Genomic DNA, 16,200 nt, shown 5'->3' on the forward strand with positions numbered 1-16,200 from the left:
CAACCCGGGCCCACCAGACCGGGGCTGGTTCAACAGGTCGTCAACCAGACATCGCCATTAGGAGCATCACCATGAACGCACCGGAAACCACTCTCCAACTCGACGCATGGCGCGGTTTTACCACCGGCGAGTGGCAAAACAAGGTCGCTGTACGTGACTTTATCCAGCTGAATTACACCCCGTACGAAGGCGACGACAGTTTCCTTGCCGGCCCGACCGAACGCACCAAGCAACAATGGGCTGTTCTGTCCGAACTCCTGAAGCAGGAACGTGAAAAGGGCGTACTGGATGTTTCCGCTGATCGCGGCGCCAGTATCACTGCACACGATGCCGGCTATATTGCCAAAGATCTGGAAGTGATTGTCGGCCTGCAGACTGACGCTCCGCTCAAGCGCGCGATCGTTCCAAACGGTGGCCTGCGCATGGTGCAGACCGGCCTCGAAGCATATGGTTTCAAGCTCGACCCCAAGGTAGAGGAAGCCTACAACTTCTACCGCAAAGACCACAATATGGGCGTTTTCGATGCCTATAACGCTGATATCCTGGCCTGCCGCAAGTCCGGCGTGATTACCGGCCTGCCGGATGCCTACGGCCGTGGCCGTATCATTGGCGACTATCGTCGCGTCGCTCTTTACGGTGTTGATTTCCTGATCAAGGACAAGAAACGCGAAAAGGCCGAACTCGACGATGTTGATTTCACCGAAGACGTCATCCGCACCCGCGAAGAACTCTCCGAGCAGATCAAGGCTCTGGGCGAGCTGAAAGAAATGGCCGCCAAATATGGCTTTGACATCGGTCGCCCGGCTGCAACAGCCCAGGAAGCCGTACAGTGGACCTACTTCGGCTACCTGGCTGCCGTCAAGGAACAGAACGGTGCCGCCATGTCGATTGGCCGCATCTCCACTTTCCTCGACGTGTATTTCGAGCGTGACCTGAAAGAAGGTCGCATCACCGAATCCGAAGCCCAGGAAATGATCGACCATCTGGTCATCAAGCTGCGCATCGTGCGCTTCCTGCGCACTCCGGAGTACGATCAACTGTTCTCGGGCGATCCGACTTGGGTGACTGAATCGATCGGTGGCATGGGCGAAGACGGCCGCACACTGGTTTCCAAGACCAGCTTCCGTACCCTCTGGACGCTCTGCAACCTCGGCCCGGCACCGGAACCCAACCTCACTGTACTGTGGTCCACCAAGCTGCCCAAAGGCTTCAAGGACTTCTGCTCGAAGATGTCCATCGAAACATCGGCCATCCAGTACGAATCCGATGACCTGATGCTGCCGCAATGGGGCGATGACTATGCGATTGCCTGCTGCGTTTCGGCCATGCGCGTCGGCAAGCAGATGCAGTTCTTCGGCGCACGCTGCAACCTGGCCAAGGCCATGCTGTATGCAATCAACGGTGGCGTTGATGAAAAGACTGGCGCCGTTGTTGCCAAGGGCTTCGAGCCGATCACAGCCGAATACCTGGACTACGACGAAGTCGTGGCCAAGTTCGACAAGATGATGGACTGGCTGGCCAAGACCTATGTGAAGGCACTGAATGCTATCCACTACATGCACGACAAGTACCATTACGAACGCATCGAAATGGCACTGCATGATCGTGACATTCTGCGCACCATGGCCTGCGGTATTGCCGGCCTGTCGGTAGCTGCCGACTCCCTGTCCGCCATCAAGTTCGCCAAGGTAAAAGTAATCCGCAATGAAGCCGGTGTAGCCACCGATTTCGAGATTGAAGGTGATTACCCGGCCTTCGGCAATAACGACGATCGTGTCGACAGCATTGCCGTGTGGTTGACTGAAACCTTCATGAACAAGATCAAGCAGCACAAGACCTATCGCAACTCGATGCCGACCCAATCGGTTCTGACCATCACGTCCAACGTGGTATATGGCAAGAAAACCGGCAACACCCCGGATGGTCGTCGCTCTGGCGAACCGTTTGCTCCGGGCGCCAACCCGATGAACGGCCGCGACAAGTCTGGTTTCGTCGCTGCAGGCGCATCGGTCGCCAAACTGCCGTATGAAGCCGCACTGGACGGCATCAGCTGGACAGCTTCGGCCACTCCGGATGCCCTGGGTCACACGCTGGCTGATCGCGTGAACAACCTGACCAACTGTCTGGATGGTTTCTGCGGCGCTTCGGGCTTCCACATCAACGTCAACGTGCTGAACCGCGAGATGCTGATCGACGCCATGGAACACCCGGAAAACTACCCGCAGTTGACCATCCGCGTGTCGGGCTATGCGGTCAACTTCATCAAGCTGACTCGCGAACAGCAGATGGATGTAATCAACCGCACCTTCCACATGCACGCCTGATAGGCTGACAAGCCGCGCCGCCCGCAAGGGCGGCAAGCACGGGCCAGCTGAAAAGCTGGCCCGTTTTTTATCGGCAACACGCTACAATGACTGAAAATCTCATTCCGCTTCGCACTGAGCCATCCATGACTGAAGAAAAAAAACCAGCCGGAGAGATCTTTCCTGCGACCGTTGATGACGAGGGTCATCTGGTCGGCTATATCCACTCCTTTGAAACAGGTGCTGCTGTTGATGGGCCAGGCATGCGCTTTGCCCTCTTCATGTCCGGCTGCCAGTTCCGCTGCCTGTATTGCCACAATCCGGACACCTGGAAAATCTACTCGGGACGGCAGATGACCATTGATGCAGTCGTGGCCGAGATCGGAAAGTACGCCAATTTCCTGAAGTTTGCCGGCGGCCTGACCATCACCGGTGGCGAGCCGCTGATGCAGGCTCACTTTGTTGGCGAGGTGTTCTATCGCGTCAAGAAACAATGGGGGCTGCATACCGCACTCGATACGCAGGGTTTTCTGGCTGCACACCTTGATGATGCCTGGTTTGCCAATGTGGATCTCGTCCTGCTGGACATCAAGCAGATGAATCCGGAAAAGTACGAGAAACTGACCAGCAAACCGCTACAGCCAACACTCGATTTTGCCGAGCGGCTGATCCGGCTCAAAAAGAAAATCTGGATCCGCTACGTCCTGGTTCCCGGCTGGAGTGACGATGAGCAAGACGTGGAAAAACTGGCTGTCTATCTGGCTGACCTGAACCAGCGCGGGCCTGGTCTGCTGGAGCGCGTTGAAGTACTGCCCTTCCACAAGATGGGCGAGCACAAATGGGAAGAACTGGGCATGAAGTATGAACTGACTGATACTCCGCCGCCGGCACAGGATGTCGTGGATCGGGTCCGTGGCCAGTTCAGCCACCACCTCCCGTACACACTGATCTGCTAAACACATCTACCTATATGGCTACAGCCCTTTTAAATAAAGGGCTGTAGCCATATACACTACAAGAAACTACCAGCGCACCACTCTTGCCAGTATGGCAATGAATAACGCCATGCAGGCCACCAGCCCCATCCCAAAGGACAGTGATGTTGTATGTGCGACAAAGCCGATCAGCGGAGGCCCCAGCAGAGCCCCGACTGAGCCCATCGTCGTAACGGCTGCCAGCGTGACGGCACCATGCTTCGCAGCGCCCTGATAAACACATGGCGAAACCGCAGCCATCCCGACCCCGATCAGAGCAAACGCGAGCAAGCCGGCAACGTAACCTCCCGCTACGATGCCAAGCAGCAGACCACCACCAGACAGCAAGCCGCCGGCGACCAGCAGTGTCCTAGCACCGAAACGCAAGCGCCAGCCATCGCCAAACCAGCGCGCCAGAAACATGGTCGTAGAAAATGCAGCAAGGCCAAGCGTTGCCAGCTGCTGGCTCACCCCGGCGACATCTTTGAGATACAGCGCGCTCCAGTCATTCATCGAACCTTCGACAATCGTGCCACAGAATGCCAGCAGGCCAAATCCGACCGCGGCGCCTGCCGGCAGAACAAAGCGCCTGCCACTACCGCTGCCAACTGCCGCCGGCTCGGATGGAATGAGCCTTGGACCGGCATAGAGCGCACCGAGCACGATCATTGCGGCGGCAAGGCCGAAATGCCAGCCGAGCACTGGCGTGGCATGCTGGACCAGCATGTAAGCCAGCATTGCAGCGGCCAGCAGCCCGAGGCTGAAAATGGCATGCAGACGCGACATGATCATTTTCCCCGAGGCCTGCTCGAATTCAACCGCCTGGGTGTTCATCGCCACATTCAGACAGCTCGCAAGTACGCCCTCCGCCAGCATGATCACGATGGCCAGCGCATAATTTTCCACAGCAGACAGTGCGAGCAACACCAGCGGCAATCCCGAAACGGCAAACAGGCAAACTTTTCGCGTGCCAAACCACTGCAACACCCAAGCAGTAAGCGGAAATGAAAATACCGCCCCCAAACCTGAGGCCAGCAAAAAGAAGCCCAGCTGCGCATCATTGATCCCCAGCTGGGCTTTCAGTGCCGGGATACGAGCCGCCCAAGTGCCGTAATTAAGCCCGAGACAAAGAAAAAGAGCGGCAATCGCTGCATGAGCCTGCTGCAGGCGTACATCAGAAAAAGTCATCAGATTGATTTAGCCGGTACTGCCGGACGAGTCGGAAGAGGAACCCGCATCCTCAGGCTTTGGCAACAGCGCTGTCAACTCGGGAGTTTCCGGCGAAGCGCCATTTTCCAGCAGATAAATGAAAGCCAGCAGTTCGGCTACGGCCCGGTAGAGCTGCGGCGGGATGTGCTGATCCAGATCCACTTGCATGAGCAAGGACACCAGCTCGGGGGATTCATGCACGAAAACACCGGCTTCGCGGGCTTTTTCGATGATTCTCTCCGCCATCAGCCCACGCCCCTTGCCGGAAACTCGCGGAGCACCACTGCCCTCCGCATAGGCCAGCGCAACGGCCTGAAGCTGCCCGGAGCTGCGCTGTACTTTCTTCATGCACCGGCCTCTTCATCCGGAGCAACAAGCGCCTGCGCCAACTGCAAGCCGGCAGCGGAAAATCGCTGCGCAAGCACAGGCAAGGCGGCAGTCACTGCAGTCCGGCTCGCGGACTCGGGAACTACAAAGCGCACGGAGAACTGCCCATTCTGCAGACGGGCAATCACGCCAATTGAGCCAAGATGAGGCATCTGCAAATCCATGCGGCTCTGCCAGGCCCTCGTCTCCGCCTCATCAGCCTGTGGATCACGGGCATCGCGCTCCCAGCCCAGTGACCACTCCATGGGCTGACCGGGCCACGCCTGCCCTTGCCAGTGCAAGGGGCGCTGTTCCACCATTCCGAGCTGCTGTTGCACGAGCTGGCGCAACTGCTGCGCTGGATCGGCCGAATCATCCGGCTGCATACCCTGATTTGCCATGAATAACAGGCGGTCATTCGCCGCATGATCGGCAGGCCTTGCAGCCTGGGAAGTCGCAGGTTCAGGGCGTGAACCTTGCAACGATTCCTGAGCATCATTGGCCGATGGAGCAAGTTGCGTTTTTACAGCCTGCTCCGAGCCAGATAGCCTGGTCGAGTCAGCATTCACCATTGCGGCCTGAGGCTCGCGCAGCAACTGCGGCAAGCTACGCTGCCCGCTGACCCATTGCGCCTGATGCGACTCGTAAAACAAGCCGCTCTCTCCCAGACGCCCGGCCAGTTGGCTTGCCAACTTTGCCGGATCAGGCGAACCGGAAAACAGCGGCTCGGACTGCCGCAACACTGGAGCAGCATCGTTTGAAGCAAGTTGCGTCACGAGAGTGGCAAGACGCTGCGCAGCCTGGCTTAATGCCACATTTGGCGCCTGCGGAGACTGTTGCGGCGCTGCAGCATCCATTTGAAACCGTATCTGAGGAGACCCCTGAAGAACAGTGAGGTCCAGCTTATTACCCGGCTGGGTATTACTGGGGAGATTCATATCAAGCAACTGGTCTTTCACCAGCACGGCAAAGCGCCCATTCGGCAGCATAGCCTGCACCGTTGCCTGTACCCGTTCCCCGACAGTCAGCAGTACCTGCGCCCCCTCGGGAGGGCGTGCAACGTCAATCACGCCCTGCTGGGCACGCAAATAATTCTGAACCAGACTGACAGGGCCGCTACCAGGCAACATGGTGAACACTCTCCACTCTCAGCAACCCCAGGCGATCAGGTTTTTCCTTCTGACCGATACAAGGCCACAATCAACTCGGCCTCGCCACGGGCCAAACCGCAATTGCGCTGGATCTCCTCAACACCGGCCCCTTCATGAACCAAGCGAATGGCCTGAGCATATGGGCTGCGACCTGAAATCTCCGCGTCATCTGCTGCTACGTGATCAGACGATGCAGAGATGAGCCGCAATTGCGCTTCCTGAGCAGCCAGTCTGAGTCCTAAGAGTTCAACATCATTTCTCAGCCGAGATTGCTCCTGCAGGAGCAGCTGCTGCTGATGCAGTTGGCGGCGATTCTTTGACCAGAAGAATAAGAGCTCGATGGCATAGACAGCCAGACATACCCCCAGCAATAGCAACGCGGTCTCAAAACTGATGGCTATTGTAGAAGGGGCCATGAATTGAACTTCCTGACGTAATGGAAAACATCAGGTCCGATAGGTACGCTGCAGTTTTCCCTGATTATTCATACTTTGCAGAATCTGCTGAGTCTCCTGGCGCCAAGCCTCAAGATGCGGCATCAGAAATTGCAATTCATCTTGTACCGATTGGGCCAGAATTGCCAGCTTCTGCCGCTCAGGAGGGGGATATGCAGCCAAATCAGCATTGGAGATTGCTTGCAATGCCTGGGACAGCGCGGGGAATTTTTCGATTGTATCGTCCCAGGCTTCCTCATCCAGTTGCTGCCGCATTTGCTGGAGCATGTCCAGCAATTCCTCGAAACGTACCTTGTCAGACGCGGCCATACTGTACCGCCTGCTCGGCTGGGGCAGCCTGCGGACTTTGCGCTGCCGGAGCAATCGAAGCCCATGAATCTTTCAGATCACGCAGAAGAGTCAAAGCCTGATCGAGACGATCGGGATCATTGTGTAAATTACCCTCGAGCAGCAAATGCGCGATGTACTCATACAGGGCATCGAGATTCTCGGCGAGTTCGCCTCCGGCCTCGCGATCCAGACTCAGGCGCAAGCCGTCTTCGACAATTGCAATGGCCTTCGAAATTGCAGACCCCTTCTCGCTGATCTGCCCACTTTCCATATGAAGCTTTGCCAGCGTTACCGCCTTGATCGCCCCTTCATACAAAAGGATGATCAAACGATGCGGCGATGCTGTCGAGACATCAGCATCCAGACTTTGCACACCATAGGCAGACATTGCACGTCGCAAATTAGCGCTCATGATGAGAAGCTCCTCTTGTACTACTGAAATTTCGGCAAACTTGCCAATTGCTGGGTCAGCGAGCTGCTGGTTTGCTGCAATTGGGTCAGCATCGTATCCAGCGCAACATACTGGGCGCGATAACGTGCTTCCAATGCGGTCATACGACGCTCGAATACCACTTTCTGCTGCTGGACGTCTTTGACGCTCTTGTTCAGTGAGTCCAGCTTGGTTCCAACGGTGCCTTTGGAATCAAGCATCGTAGCAACAGCCTTGTCAAGCTGGTATGCAAACCCCTGCGATACCGCCAGGGTTCCACGACTACCAGTTGCACCGCCTTGGACCTGCAATTTGAAGCCGTCATCGTTATAAAGTTTCTGGCCCTCGCCCTTCAAGGCAACACCATTCATTGTACCTGCAACATCCAACCCCGTTGTTGCCACCCCACCACTCAAACCAAGATCAGCATGAGAGCTGCTGATCGTCACACTCGACGCAGCGCCGTATTTCTGTGACGAAATACTCAGCTTGCCAGATCCGTCAATGGTCACGCTAACACTACTGCCAGCTGCTTTCAGCGAAGCATCCGAGTTGATGCGGGTTTGGAGTTCTGCGGCCAACTGTGCACCGGTATAAGTCCCCTGAGTCAAATCAACCGAAATCGCCTTGCCATCAACACTAAGAGACATACTCCGATTACCGGAAGTGATAGCCAGTTTTCCAGTGCCATCAAAGGCTACACTTCCTGCTGCCACATAGCTGCCCTGGGTAGCAAGCCGGCTTATATTCAAGGCATAATTACCCGTCGCCAGCGTCTTCCCAAGTGATTCGACTTTAAGTAAAGGATCATCAATACGGCCATTTGAAGCAAACAGGCTGGTAACGCCCTGGGGATCGTCGGCCATGGCCTTGGAAAGCTTGCTTTCATCCAGCTTCATCACACCTTCACGATCTATACTGATTCCAACCTGACTGAGGCGCTTCAGATTGCCGCCTGTAAAATCCAGCGCTTGATTCATTACACTGCGCAATTCTGATTCAATCACCCGCGGGCCATAATCACCGCTCAAAATTTGGGCATTAACGGATTCACCGGGCTTGGCATTGGCAACATCTGCCTTGGTCAGGCCACGCATGGTGGAAATAAGCTCATTGTAGGATTTGACCATTTCCTTCAAGGGGGCACTGATGGATGCTGCATTCTTGCTGACGTCAACTTTGACACCAGTGGTTGTTTCCTTGAGAAGATTCAGCGTCAAGCCATCAATCGCATCAGTCACGGTATTGCTCGGCTTGGTAATTGCAATTCCATCAATTTTGAATATGGCATCCTTCGCAGCCATATTCTGCGTCAGATTGGAAACCGTGCCAGTACTTGATGCGTTATATGCAAATGCAGACAGGCCTGTCATGTCGATATTGGCAGCCGCAGCTCCCCCTTCATCGACGCTGATGCGCATGGCGCTATTACTACCGGTTTCATTCGAAGACAGTGCGAGGCGATAGCCTGTGCCATCATTGACAATGCTCGCGGTTACGCCGGCATTGGCCTTGTTGATGGCATCGCGCATACCCGTCAGTGAATTATTGCTGGCATCAATCGTAATTGATGCACCCGTACGACTGGGGTTCTGGACAAACTCCCCACTTGCATAGCTACCGAAGTCAATCGTCAATTTACCCAGACCTACTTCATCGCTCGTCTTTGTAAAAACCTTGCTGGCCAATTTTTGCGATGAAGCCAGCTGAGTGACCTCAATATTGTACTTGCCGGCCTGGACAGTAGAACCGGCAGAGACCTTCACCGCCGCATCATCCGACGAGCTCGCACTGGTCGAACCGACATAACTCGCCACATTATTCAGCTTTGCCAGCGCGGCCTGAAAAGAGGACAACCCTCCTTTTATCGTGCCGTACGCACTGATTTTGGCTTGCAGACTTACTTCCTTCACAGACATTTTCTGTGCAGGCTGCCGCTCAATGGCCATCAACTGACTAACGATACTGTTAATATCGATGCCACTCATACCGCCAGTAGTGATTGCCATTTCCCCACCTCTTCAAGCAAACTGCCGTACAGATTAATTCTGCACAACACATGAAACAATAAATCAAGCCTTATCCCTAACCAGCAAACCCTGCAACTTGTCAATAGCTTTCGCAATATTCAGGACTTCTTGCGATGGAATTTGGCGCAATATTTCTTTGGACTGCGTATCGACCAATTTTACCATTTTAATCTTGGTATCTTCATCCGTTGAAAACTCAAGCCCTACATCCTTGTTCAGGGTCTTGATCGTCTCATTGATCTGCTTCACAGCTTCATCAATCTGACGTGCCTGCTCCTTGGGATCAATGGCCTGCACTGCATCGCGACTAGCCTCGACCGGCTTGGCGGTTTCATTTGCCAGCCTGGAAGATGTTTGGGTCGTCATTTGCGACCGGACAGCTTCATCGCCTTTGGGCAACGGCTGCTGTGTTGCGCCTACTGAATTGATTTGCATGGCCATACTCCTTTTGGACAGATGCCCCGAAGCCTGCGCTCCGGGGCATTTTCAGTTTACTCCAGCACTAGCCTGAAGTTTAGCCACGCAGCAGGCTCAGGACCTGGTTCGGCAGAGCATTTGCCTGTGCCAGCATCGCAGTACCCGCTTGCTGCAACACCTGCGAACGAGTCAGGTCAGCCGTTTCCTTGGCAAAGTCGGTATCACGAATGCGGCTACGTGATGCAGACAGGTTTTCCGAAGTGGTTGCCAGGTTCTTGATGGTGGTTTCAAACCGCGACTGGATAGCACCGTAGTTGGCACGAACATTATTGATATTGTTCAGTGCCTGATCAACGATGCGAATTGCCATCGTTGCCGATTCTGCGGAACCCACGCTGATAGTGCTTACCGTGTTATTAGAGTCCGACTTGGTTGTTTTGAAATTAACATTAGCAGGACCACCCAAGCTAAAGCCACTAGTAGAATCAAGGTTGATAACCCCTTGAGCCTCGATGCCACCAGCAGTCAGGGCAACACCAGCAACATAGCTGATCGTTCCTTGGGCACGCTGCCCACCGGTAGCCATATTGATGACATTGGATGATCCCAATGTAATGGATTGGCCAGAGTCGTTCAAGATATCGATGCCAGTACCGGCTTTGTTAACTTGTGCGGTGACACCGGTTTCAGACGACTTCTTATTGATTTCACTGACAGCTTGAGCGAAATCATCTGCACTATTGGCACCTACACCAATATTGAAGGTTACATTGACCGCAGTCGAATTATTCGACTTGATGCTGATGGTATTGGAGCCGGACGATGTAAATGTCAAACGCGCCAGGGTACGAGCAGATGCAGAAACGCCAGTCGCTTCGGACTTGGAGTTAATCTTGTCTGCCAAATCTTTCGCGCTATCGCCTGCAAGAACGGCAACCGTAGCGCGAGTCAGACCATTGATCACCAACGAGCCGGCAGTCAAGTTTGCTGCTGCAGCAGCGGCAACGGCAGAACCTCCAATCGTGTTCAGACCATACTTATTGGTACGTACATCGGCCGAACCAACGGTAATCACCTGATTTGCATTGGCGCCGACCTGGAAGGTCATCGACCCGTTCGAGCCGTTCATCAGCTTCAGGCCGTTGAATTCAGTGGTGTTTGCAATGCGTTCCAGTTCGCCGACCAGATTCGACACTTCGGCGTTCAGTGCCTGGCGGTCGCTACCCGAATTGGAGCCGTTAACCGACTGTACAGCCAGCTCACGAATACGTTGCAGGATGTCGCCACTGGACTGGAGGGAGCCTTCAGCCGTTTGCGACAGGGAAATGCCGTCATTTGCGTTGCGACGAGCCTGATCCAGGCCACGAATCTGACTGGTCATGCGCTCGGAAATCGCCAGACCAGCTGCATCATCCTTGGCGCTATTAATGCGCAGACCAGAGGAAAGGCGCTGCAGCGAGGTGTTGAGTGAGTTGGCGGAGTTGGCCAGATTGCGCTGCGAGTTCAGCGAGGGCACGTTTGTGTTAATGACTTGCATGATCGTTCTCCTTGGTGTGAGAGGGCATCTCGGCTAAGGGAGCTTAGTCGTTCACGACTGCCCGACTGCTCTTGGTGCATATATCGACCGTATCCAAGGCAACTTTAGCAAGATTTCACTTTTTCCAACAAAATAGGTCCATCGCCGTCGGCAGGCTCAAAAACCCAGAAAACAATAACGTATAGGCCTGCATCCATTTAAAATAAAGATCCACACAAGCATACAACATAGGGTATATAAGATCAGCTCGTAAGCCCGGCCAGAATCTGACGCAACCTGGCAAAAACGCAGGTCCATGATTCATCATATGCACGAAGCATGGGCTGCACGGTTGGCAGCCATGGATAGTGCTCGGTACCAAACATGAAATAATCAATGCAGTACCCCATGCGCAGTACCGGCCGGCCAACACAGGCACCAAGAACCGAAATCGTGTTGCATGGCGCCATCACAAGGTCGCAGGCGCGCAGAAGGGCGGCTGATGCATCAAGATCGTCAAGATGATCCACATCTTCGAAGAGGTGAAATCGGTCTCCAAGACGGGCACGCAAATCAGCGACTTCCTCATCGCTTATGCCGTACTGCGCACACACCCACTGTATTCCAGGCAAATCAAACAGCGGCTGCCAGAATTCCAAATCTGGATAATGATGATCACGGCGCAAACCGCGGCGTATGCTGCGCCAGGAAAAGGCAACCCGCAAACCCGCAGGCAAAGCAGCAACACGTTCCTGCAAATTGGCAGCCAACCCTTCATCCAGCACCAACTCAATCGCTTTCCCTGCAAAGTCTTCGAGCCTGTTGCGATAAAACTTGCCCAGAGAGGCAAGCGAAATCACATAATCATAGTCATCACGGAGTGTCGCCTCATTACAAGCATCAATCGAGAAAACATCAATCTCAGGGAAAGTGCGCTTCATCAGGCTATAGAGCTTCGGCTGGCATCCAAAGCCGATTTTTGCTGCATTGGCAGGCAAATCCAGCAGCATACTTGAAAACAGCAGCTCATCTCCCACACCTTGCTCACGCAAAACCAGCAGCCGCTTGCCATCCAATGCTTCACCTTGCCAAACAGGAATCCCCAGCTCAAAATATGTTGATGAGGACTCATTTAAACGCCCCTCATACAAAGGCCAAGCATCCTTAAGCCGCCCCATGCAAAAATAGGAAGTCCCCAAATTCGTTTGGTAATGCACATTCCCCGGGCGTGCAGCAAGGGCCATTTCGCCATATCTCGCAGACTCCTCCAGAAAACCCATGTCACGCAATATATTATTCAGATGATGATAAATACGTGGGTCATCTGGATTAGCCAAAGCCGCAGCTTTATAACAAGCCACAGCATCTCCGAACCGCTCTAGGGATTTATAGAGGGCGGCTTTATTTACCAGTGCTTGCTTACTAGCAGGATTTATCGCAAGCGCCATATCAAAGGCCCGCATGGCCTCATCAGCCTCATCTGCAGCCATGTGAGCAGCCCCCAGATCCTCCCACGCAGAAGCTAGCTGCCTCTTATCACCACCACTTCGATCGATGATGCCAATGCATTTTCTAGCCACTTCTTTAGCTTCAGAAGCTTTTCCATTGGATATCAAGATCTCAAAATATCTACTCAAAAATTCAATGTTTTCATTATTCTTATAATCCGTTCCCTCAACCACCATCAGAGCCTGGGAAAAATGTCCGGCATTTGCCCACATCATCCCGAGCAATGAAGCCACATCGGGATCACTGCGATCACGTTTATACAGATCAATAAGAATCTCTTCCGCCGCCTTGGGATCTCCTTGGTGATGAAGCTCCACAGCATAATAAATAGCCGCCTCTTTACTGGACGGCAGTATCTGATAGGCAAGCTTTGAAAATTTCAACGCCCCATCGCGATTATTTAAATTAACATATATCTTTGCAAGTAAAACCGCCGCATCATATGAGGCATTATCCAGATCAAACGCGCGAAGCGCAGCCATTTCCGCCTCATCATATTTAGCAAGCATGGCAGCAAGAGAACCATAGAGGAGTTGCGAACCATAATGGTCACGCAGTCCTTCCTCGTTTTTCCTCGCAATTCTGTAAGCTCGCTCAATATCGCCCTTCATGCCAATATCACGTGCAAGAGCCATATTTTTCAATGCGGCAGTTTTATTCATATCACCTTGCTCAAGAAAGCTGCATATTTATAGACATCAACAGGGCATCCGCCATGCAATTCCTGGCCAGCCAGCACTGCCTCCCGGTGCATCACGGATTGCTCAAGAATCGCACACATGGGCTCATTCACAGACAATGTTCCTGCCGTTACCTTCCTAATGCGACAAGAACTCAGCAAAAACGCAAGCAATGTATTCCAGGCATCACGCCCATATCCCTTACCCCGCACTTCCGCAGCGCCAAGAAGAATACCGACATCAGCCGTATCATGCTGCAGGCTGGCATACACTGTCATCGTTCCAACCATCTTGCCGCTAGCGACATCATCAATGGCAATGAAGCGATTGCTCGTCCCGTGGAAACTGGCTGCATAAGCTGCACAGCTTTCCAGCGAATGCACATAGAAGCGCTGCCTGCTGTAGGCAACGATCTGTGGGTCATTCAGCCAGCCAACATATTCAGGGGATATATCTGCAGCACGAAAATCCCGCAGGTGCACAAGAGCTCCATATAGCTGCAACCCAGGGGCAGATTCGCTTACGGACCAAGGCCAAGTTGTTTCATCGCGCATACCGTTTCCATACCTTGCGTATCGATTTGCTGATGTCATCAAGATCGTCAACAGTCAGTGCTGAATGGCAAAAATCACCCAGCAACAATTCAGTCGAATACATGCGCTCAGCCACAGGGCAACTTCCGCGCGAGTAATCCAGCATATTGCGCGCTTCAGTAAACGGATAGCCATGCGCTCCAAAGGCGATGCGCTGCTGGTAGAGTGGCTGCAAGTACAGCGGCTCGACATAGCCCTGACGCAGTGGAATACCCTCGGCGCATACTGCAGCGACAAACTCTTCGCGGGGTACGCCAAATTTGGCGGAATCGAATTTCATCGCGTAGACGTAGTAGCCATGCGTGCAGCCCTCCTGCACCAGGGGCTGCGCAATACCGGCAAGCTCAGCCATGCAGGACCGCAGATAATCGGCATTCTGCTGCCGTTTTGCGACCAGAGCAGGTAATTTCTTCAGCTGCTCGCCGGCGATTGCAGCCTCGATCTCTGTCATCCGGTAGTTGAAACCGACCATATTGACCAGGTTTTCCACTCCCTTTCCCTTCACAACCACTTCGCCATGGTTGCGAATCAGCTGCAAACGCTCTGCCAGCGCCGGATCGTCGGTCACTGCCACACCACCTTCGCCGCAGTGAATGGTCTTGTGATAATTCAGGCTGTAAACACCAATGTCAGCCAGCGTACCGGCCGGACGATCGTGATAGCTTGCTCCGGGTGCCTGCGCGCAATCTTCGATCACCACCAGACCATGTTCGTGAGCCAGAGCCATGATGCCGTCGAAATCAGCCGGATGACCGAAGATATCGACAACAATGATGGCCTTGGTTTGCGACGTAATCCGGGCAGCGATGGTCGCCGGAGAAATGCAGAAGGTATCAGGATCAATATCGGCAAACACCGGAATCCCGCCATAGACCAGGGCTGCGGCAGCCGACGCCGACATGGTATAGGGCGAGACGATTACCTCGTCACCTGGTGAAACTCCTGCGGCACCGACGGCCGCATAGAGTGCCGAGGTAGCCGAATTCATGCTGACGGCGTGGGCAATACCAAAATGAGCTTCCCAGGCCCTCTCCAGCGCCTGCACACAGGGGCCGCCATAGAAATCGGGCGACCAGGTTCCCAGAAATTGGGACAGGATGCCGCGATCCAGCACCGCATTGACTGCAGCACGCTCCTCTTCACCCAGTGTGTTGTACAGCGGCATGGAGGTAGTTCGTACCGGGTTTCCACCTTCAATCGCCAATTTCTCTGCCATCACAATCCCTTCATCTTTTCCAATTCGTATCGTATACGACTAGATGCATTTATTTCATTGGGCTTCATGATCATACACCCATGCGTATTCCTTTGCCGCAGCCGAACCAGCAATTCCGGAAATCCATAGGCACGCACAATCGCCCCTTGTTCCTGCCAGGGCAGCCCATCTGTACAGGCTGTCATGCCGGGCTGGTAACTGAGCACAGGGCAGCCCAACGCAGCTGCCTCCAGCAGCAGCATGGAACTGATCCCCAGTACTTTATCGGCAGCACACAGGCAATCGTAAATATCATCCGCTTTCAGCAAAGCGAAATCCGCCCAGTCACTCGTAAACTCGCAAGCGGGTTCGCGTGGATGTTGCCGCAGACGCAAGGCCACAGGCAGCTGCAACTCGGCAAGCGCACGCTGTATATCCTGCAGAATCTGCAACTCATCCAGCCCGCCCCGCCCCGTCAGGGCAGCCATCTCGCGCAGAGGCTGGGAGACAAATATCCATAACTCTTTCCCGGCAGCCACATGATTGATGCGGCGGATTTCAGCTTTACGCGTAGCGGTCAACGGCGGACGCCGACCAAGCTGCTCCAGCACCGGAACCCCGGCAACACACAAGCGCTCGGCCGGCAAGCCGGCATCTGCTGCCGCAGCAAGTGCCGCCCCATCTGGCAGGCCGATCCGGTCAGGAAAAACAGGCTTGCCATCCGCTGTGGTAAAACGTGCCAGGTAGTTGCTCCAGAAATCCACCACGGCAAATGAAGGTATGCCTGCCGCCTTCGCGGCTTGCCACCAGTGCAATTCATGCATCATGGCGTTGACTGAGGTTGCCGTCAGCAACACATCACAATCGCTCAGATCAGGAGTTTCCGCTGATACAACAACCCAGCCCTCAGCAGCCCAGCGGGCAAGAGTCGAGCCATAGGCAAAAAGGCGCAGCGAAAAGCCAGCATCCCGCAACTCCTGCAAAACCGGCAGGAGCACATTTCCACCTCCGGGATCGCCCGCAACAACGGCCACGCGCATCA

Annotated in this window: 15 protein-coding genes; 2 read left to right on the forward strand and 13 right to left on the reverse strand. The window is 54.2% G+C overall.

Features of this window, described 5'->3' with window-relative positions; translation table 11 throughout:
* Positions 1–71: 71 nt before the first annotated feature.
* Both pflB and pflA read left to right on the forward strand, forming a co-directional pair.
* Complete coding sequence (gene pflB, locus H559_RS0102200) at positions 72–2,324, forward strand: formate C-acetyltransferase (protein WP_028451346.1); 2,253 nt, start codon at positions 72–74, stop codon at positions 2,322–2,324.
* A 125-nt stretch (positions 2,325–2,449) separates the two neighbouring features.
* Complete coding sequence (pflA, locus tag H559_RS0102205; protein WP_028451347.1) at positions 2,450–3,259, forward strand: pyruvate formate-lyase-activating protein; 810 nt, start codon at positions 2,450–2,452, stop codon at positions 3,257–3,259.
* Between the two features lie 66 nt (positions 3,260–3,325).
* On the opposite strand, the gene H559_RS0102210 is transcribed toward pflA, so the two are convergent.
* From H559_RS0102210 to H559_RS0102270, 13 genes are all read right to left on the reverse strand, one after another.
* A complete protein-coding gene (locus H559_RS0102210) occupies positions 3,326–4,465 on the reverse strand; it encodes an MFS transporter (RefSeq protein WP_028451348.1) in 1,140 nt (379 codons plus the stop codon).
* A gap of 9 nt (positions 4,466–4,474) precedes the next feature.
* Positions 4,475–4,834 carry an EscU/YscU/HrcU family type III secretion system export apparatus switch protein gene (locus tag H559_RS18425; RefSeq protein WP_051278818.1) on the reverse strand — a complete coding sequence of 120 codons (360 nt, stop codon included), beginning with the start codon at positions 4,832–4,834 and terminating at the stop codon, positions 4,475–4,477.
* Positions 4,831–5,817 (reverse strand): flagellar hook-length control protein FliK, encoded by a 987-nt coding sequence (fliK, locus tag H559_RS0102220; protein WP_162143284.1) that lies wholly within the window; start codon positions 5,815–5,817, stop codon positions 4,831–4,833. Before fliK ends, H559_RS18425 begins: the two co-directional genes overlap by 4 nt.
* Before the next feature lie 200 nt (positions 5,818–6,017).
* The gene (locus H559_RS0102225) at positions 6,018–6,419 is read right to left on the reverse strand and encodes a DUF2802 domain-containing protein (protein WP_028451350.1); all 402 of its coding nucleotides are present in this window, start codon (positions 6,417–6,419) and stop codon (positions 6,018–6,020) included.
* Positions 6,420–6,449: 30 nt separating this feature from the next.
* Positions 6,450–6,767 carry a flagellar protein FliT gene (gene fliT, locus H559_RS0102230; protein ID WP_028451351.1) on the reverse strand — a complete coding sequence of 106 codons (318 nt, stop codon included), beginning with the start codon at positions 6,765–6,767 and terminating at the stop codon, positions 6,450–6,452.
* The gene (fliS, locus tag H559_RS18430) at positions 6,754–7,200 is read right to left on the reverse strand and encodes a flagellar export chaperone FliS (RefSeq protein WP_034639314.1); all 447 of its coding nucleotides are present in this window, start codon (positions 7,198–7,200) and stop codon (positions 6,754–6,756) included. Before fliS ends, fliT begins: the two co-directional genes overlap by 14 nt.
* Before the next feature lie 20 nt (positions 7,201–7,220).
* Positions 7,221–9,227, reverse strand: coding sequence for a flagellar filament capping protein FliD (gene fliD, locus H559_RS0102240; protein WP_028451352.1), 2,007 nt, complete (start codon positions 9,225–9,227; stop codon positions 7,221–7,223).
* Between the two features lie 63 nt (positions 9,228–9,290).
* Complete coding sequence (locus tag H559_RS0102245; protein WP_051278820.1) at positions 9,291–9,683, reverse strand: flagellar protein FlaG; 393 nt, start codon at positions 9,681–9,683, stop codon at positions 9,291–9,293.
* A 79-nt stretch (positions 9,684–9,762) separates the two neighbouring features.
* Positions 9,763–11,202 (reverse strand): flagellin N-terminal helical domain-containing protein, encoded by a 1,440-nt coding sequence (locus H559_RS0102250; RefSeq protein ID WP_034639316.1) that lies wholly within the window; start codon positions 11,200–11,202, stop codon positions 9,763–9,765.
* 242 nt (positions 11,203–11,444) lie between these two features.
* Positions 11,445–13,352: a tetratricopeptide repeat protein gene (locus tag H559_RS0102255; RefSeq protein ID WP_028451355.1), complete on the reverse strand. Its 1,908-nt coding sequence runs from the start codon at positions 13,350–13,352 to the stop codon at positions 11,445–11,447.
* Positions 13,349–13,924 (reverse strand): GNAT family N-acetyltransferase, encoded by a 576-nt coding sequence (locus H559_RS0102260; protein ID WP_034639318.1) that lies wholly within the window; start codon positions 13,922–13,924, stop codon positions 13,349–13,351. The genes H559_RS0102255 and H559_RS0102260 overlap by 4 nt, the downstream gene beginning before the upstream one ends.
* Entirely contained in the window at positions 13,914–15,179 is a 1,266-nt protein-coding gene (locus H559_RS0102265) for a DegT/DnrJ/EryC1/StrS family aminotransferase (RefSeq protein ID WP_028451357.1), read from the reverse strand. The genes H559_RS0102260 and H559_RS0102265 overlap by 11 nt, the downstream gene beginning before the upstream one ends.
* The gene (locus tag H559_RS0102270) at positions 15,179–16,198 is read right to left on the reverse strand and encodes a hypothetical protein (RefSeq protein WP_028451358.1); all 1,020 of its coding nucleotides are present in this window, start codon (positions 16,196–16,198) and stop codon (positions 15,179–15,181) included. The genes H559_RS0102265 and H559_RS0102270 overlap by 1 nt, the downstream gene beginning before the upstream one ends.
* Between the last annotated feature and the right edge of the window lie 2 nt (positions 16,199–16,200).

The organism is Chitinilyticum aquatile DSM 21506 (assembly GCF_000430805.1).
Classification (GTDB): Bacteria; Pseudomonadota; Gammaproteobacteria; order Burkholderiales; family Chitinibacteraceae; genus Chitinilyticum; species Chitinilyticum aquatile.

Bases quoted from the DNA above. Each gene is read 5' to 3' on its own strand.
- pflB (WP_028451346.1), top strand. From the start codon at position 72: ATGAACGCACCGGAAACCACTCTCCAACTCGACGCATGGCGCGGTTTT.
- pflA (WP_028451347.1), top strand. From the start codon at position 2,450: ATGACTGAAGAAAAAAAACCAGCCGGAGAGATCTTTCCTGCGACCGTT.
- H559_RS0102210 (WP_028451348.1), bottom strand. From the start codon at position 4,465: ATGACTTTTTCTGATGTACGCCTGCAGCAGGCTCATGCAGCGATTGCC.
- H559_RS18425 (WP_051278818.1), bottom strand. From the start codon at position 4,834: ATGAAGAAAGTACAGCGCAGCTCCGGGCAGCTTCAGGCCGTTGCGCTG.
- H559_RS0102225 (WP_028451350.1), bottom strand. From the start codon at position 6,419: ATGGCCCCTTCTACAATAGCCATCAGTTTTGAGACCGCGTTGCTATTG.
- fliT (WP_028451351.1), bottom strand. From the start codon at position 6,767: ATGGCCGCGTCTGACAAGGTACGTTTCGAGGAATTGCTGGACATGCTC.
- fliS (WP_034639314.1), bottom strand. From the start codon at position 7,200: ATGAGCGCTAATTTGCGACGTGCAATGTCTGCCTATGGTGTGCAAAGT.
- fliD (WP_028451352.1), bottom strand. From the start codon at position 9,227: ATGGCAATCACTACTGGCGGTATGAGTGGCATCGATATTAACAGTATC.
- H559_RS0102245 (WP_051278820.1), bottom strand. From the start codon at position 9,683: ATGCAAATCAATTCAGTAGGCGCAACACAGCAGCCGTTGCCCAAAGGC.
- H559_RS0102250 (WP_034639316.1), bottom strand. From the start codon at position 11,202: ATGCAAGTCATTAACACAAACGTGCCCTCGCTGAACTCGCAGCGCAAT.
- H559_RS0102255 (WP_028451355.1), bottom strand. From the start codon at position 13,352: ATGAATAAAACTGCCGCATTGAAAAATATGGCTCTTGCACGTGATATT.
- H559_RS0102260 (WP_034639318.1), bottom strand. From the start codon at position 13,924: ATGCGCGATGAAACAACTTGGCCTTGGTCCGTAAGCGAATCTGCCCCT.
- H559_RS0102265 (WP_028451357.1), bottom strand. From the start codon at position 15,179: ATGGCAGAGAAATTGGCGATTGAAGGTGGAAACCCGGTACGAACTACC.
- H559_RS0102270 (WP_028451358.1), bottom strand. From the start codon at position 16,198: ATGCGCGTGGCCGTTGTTGCGGGCGATCCCGGAGGTGGAAATGTGCTC.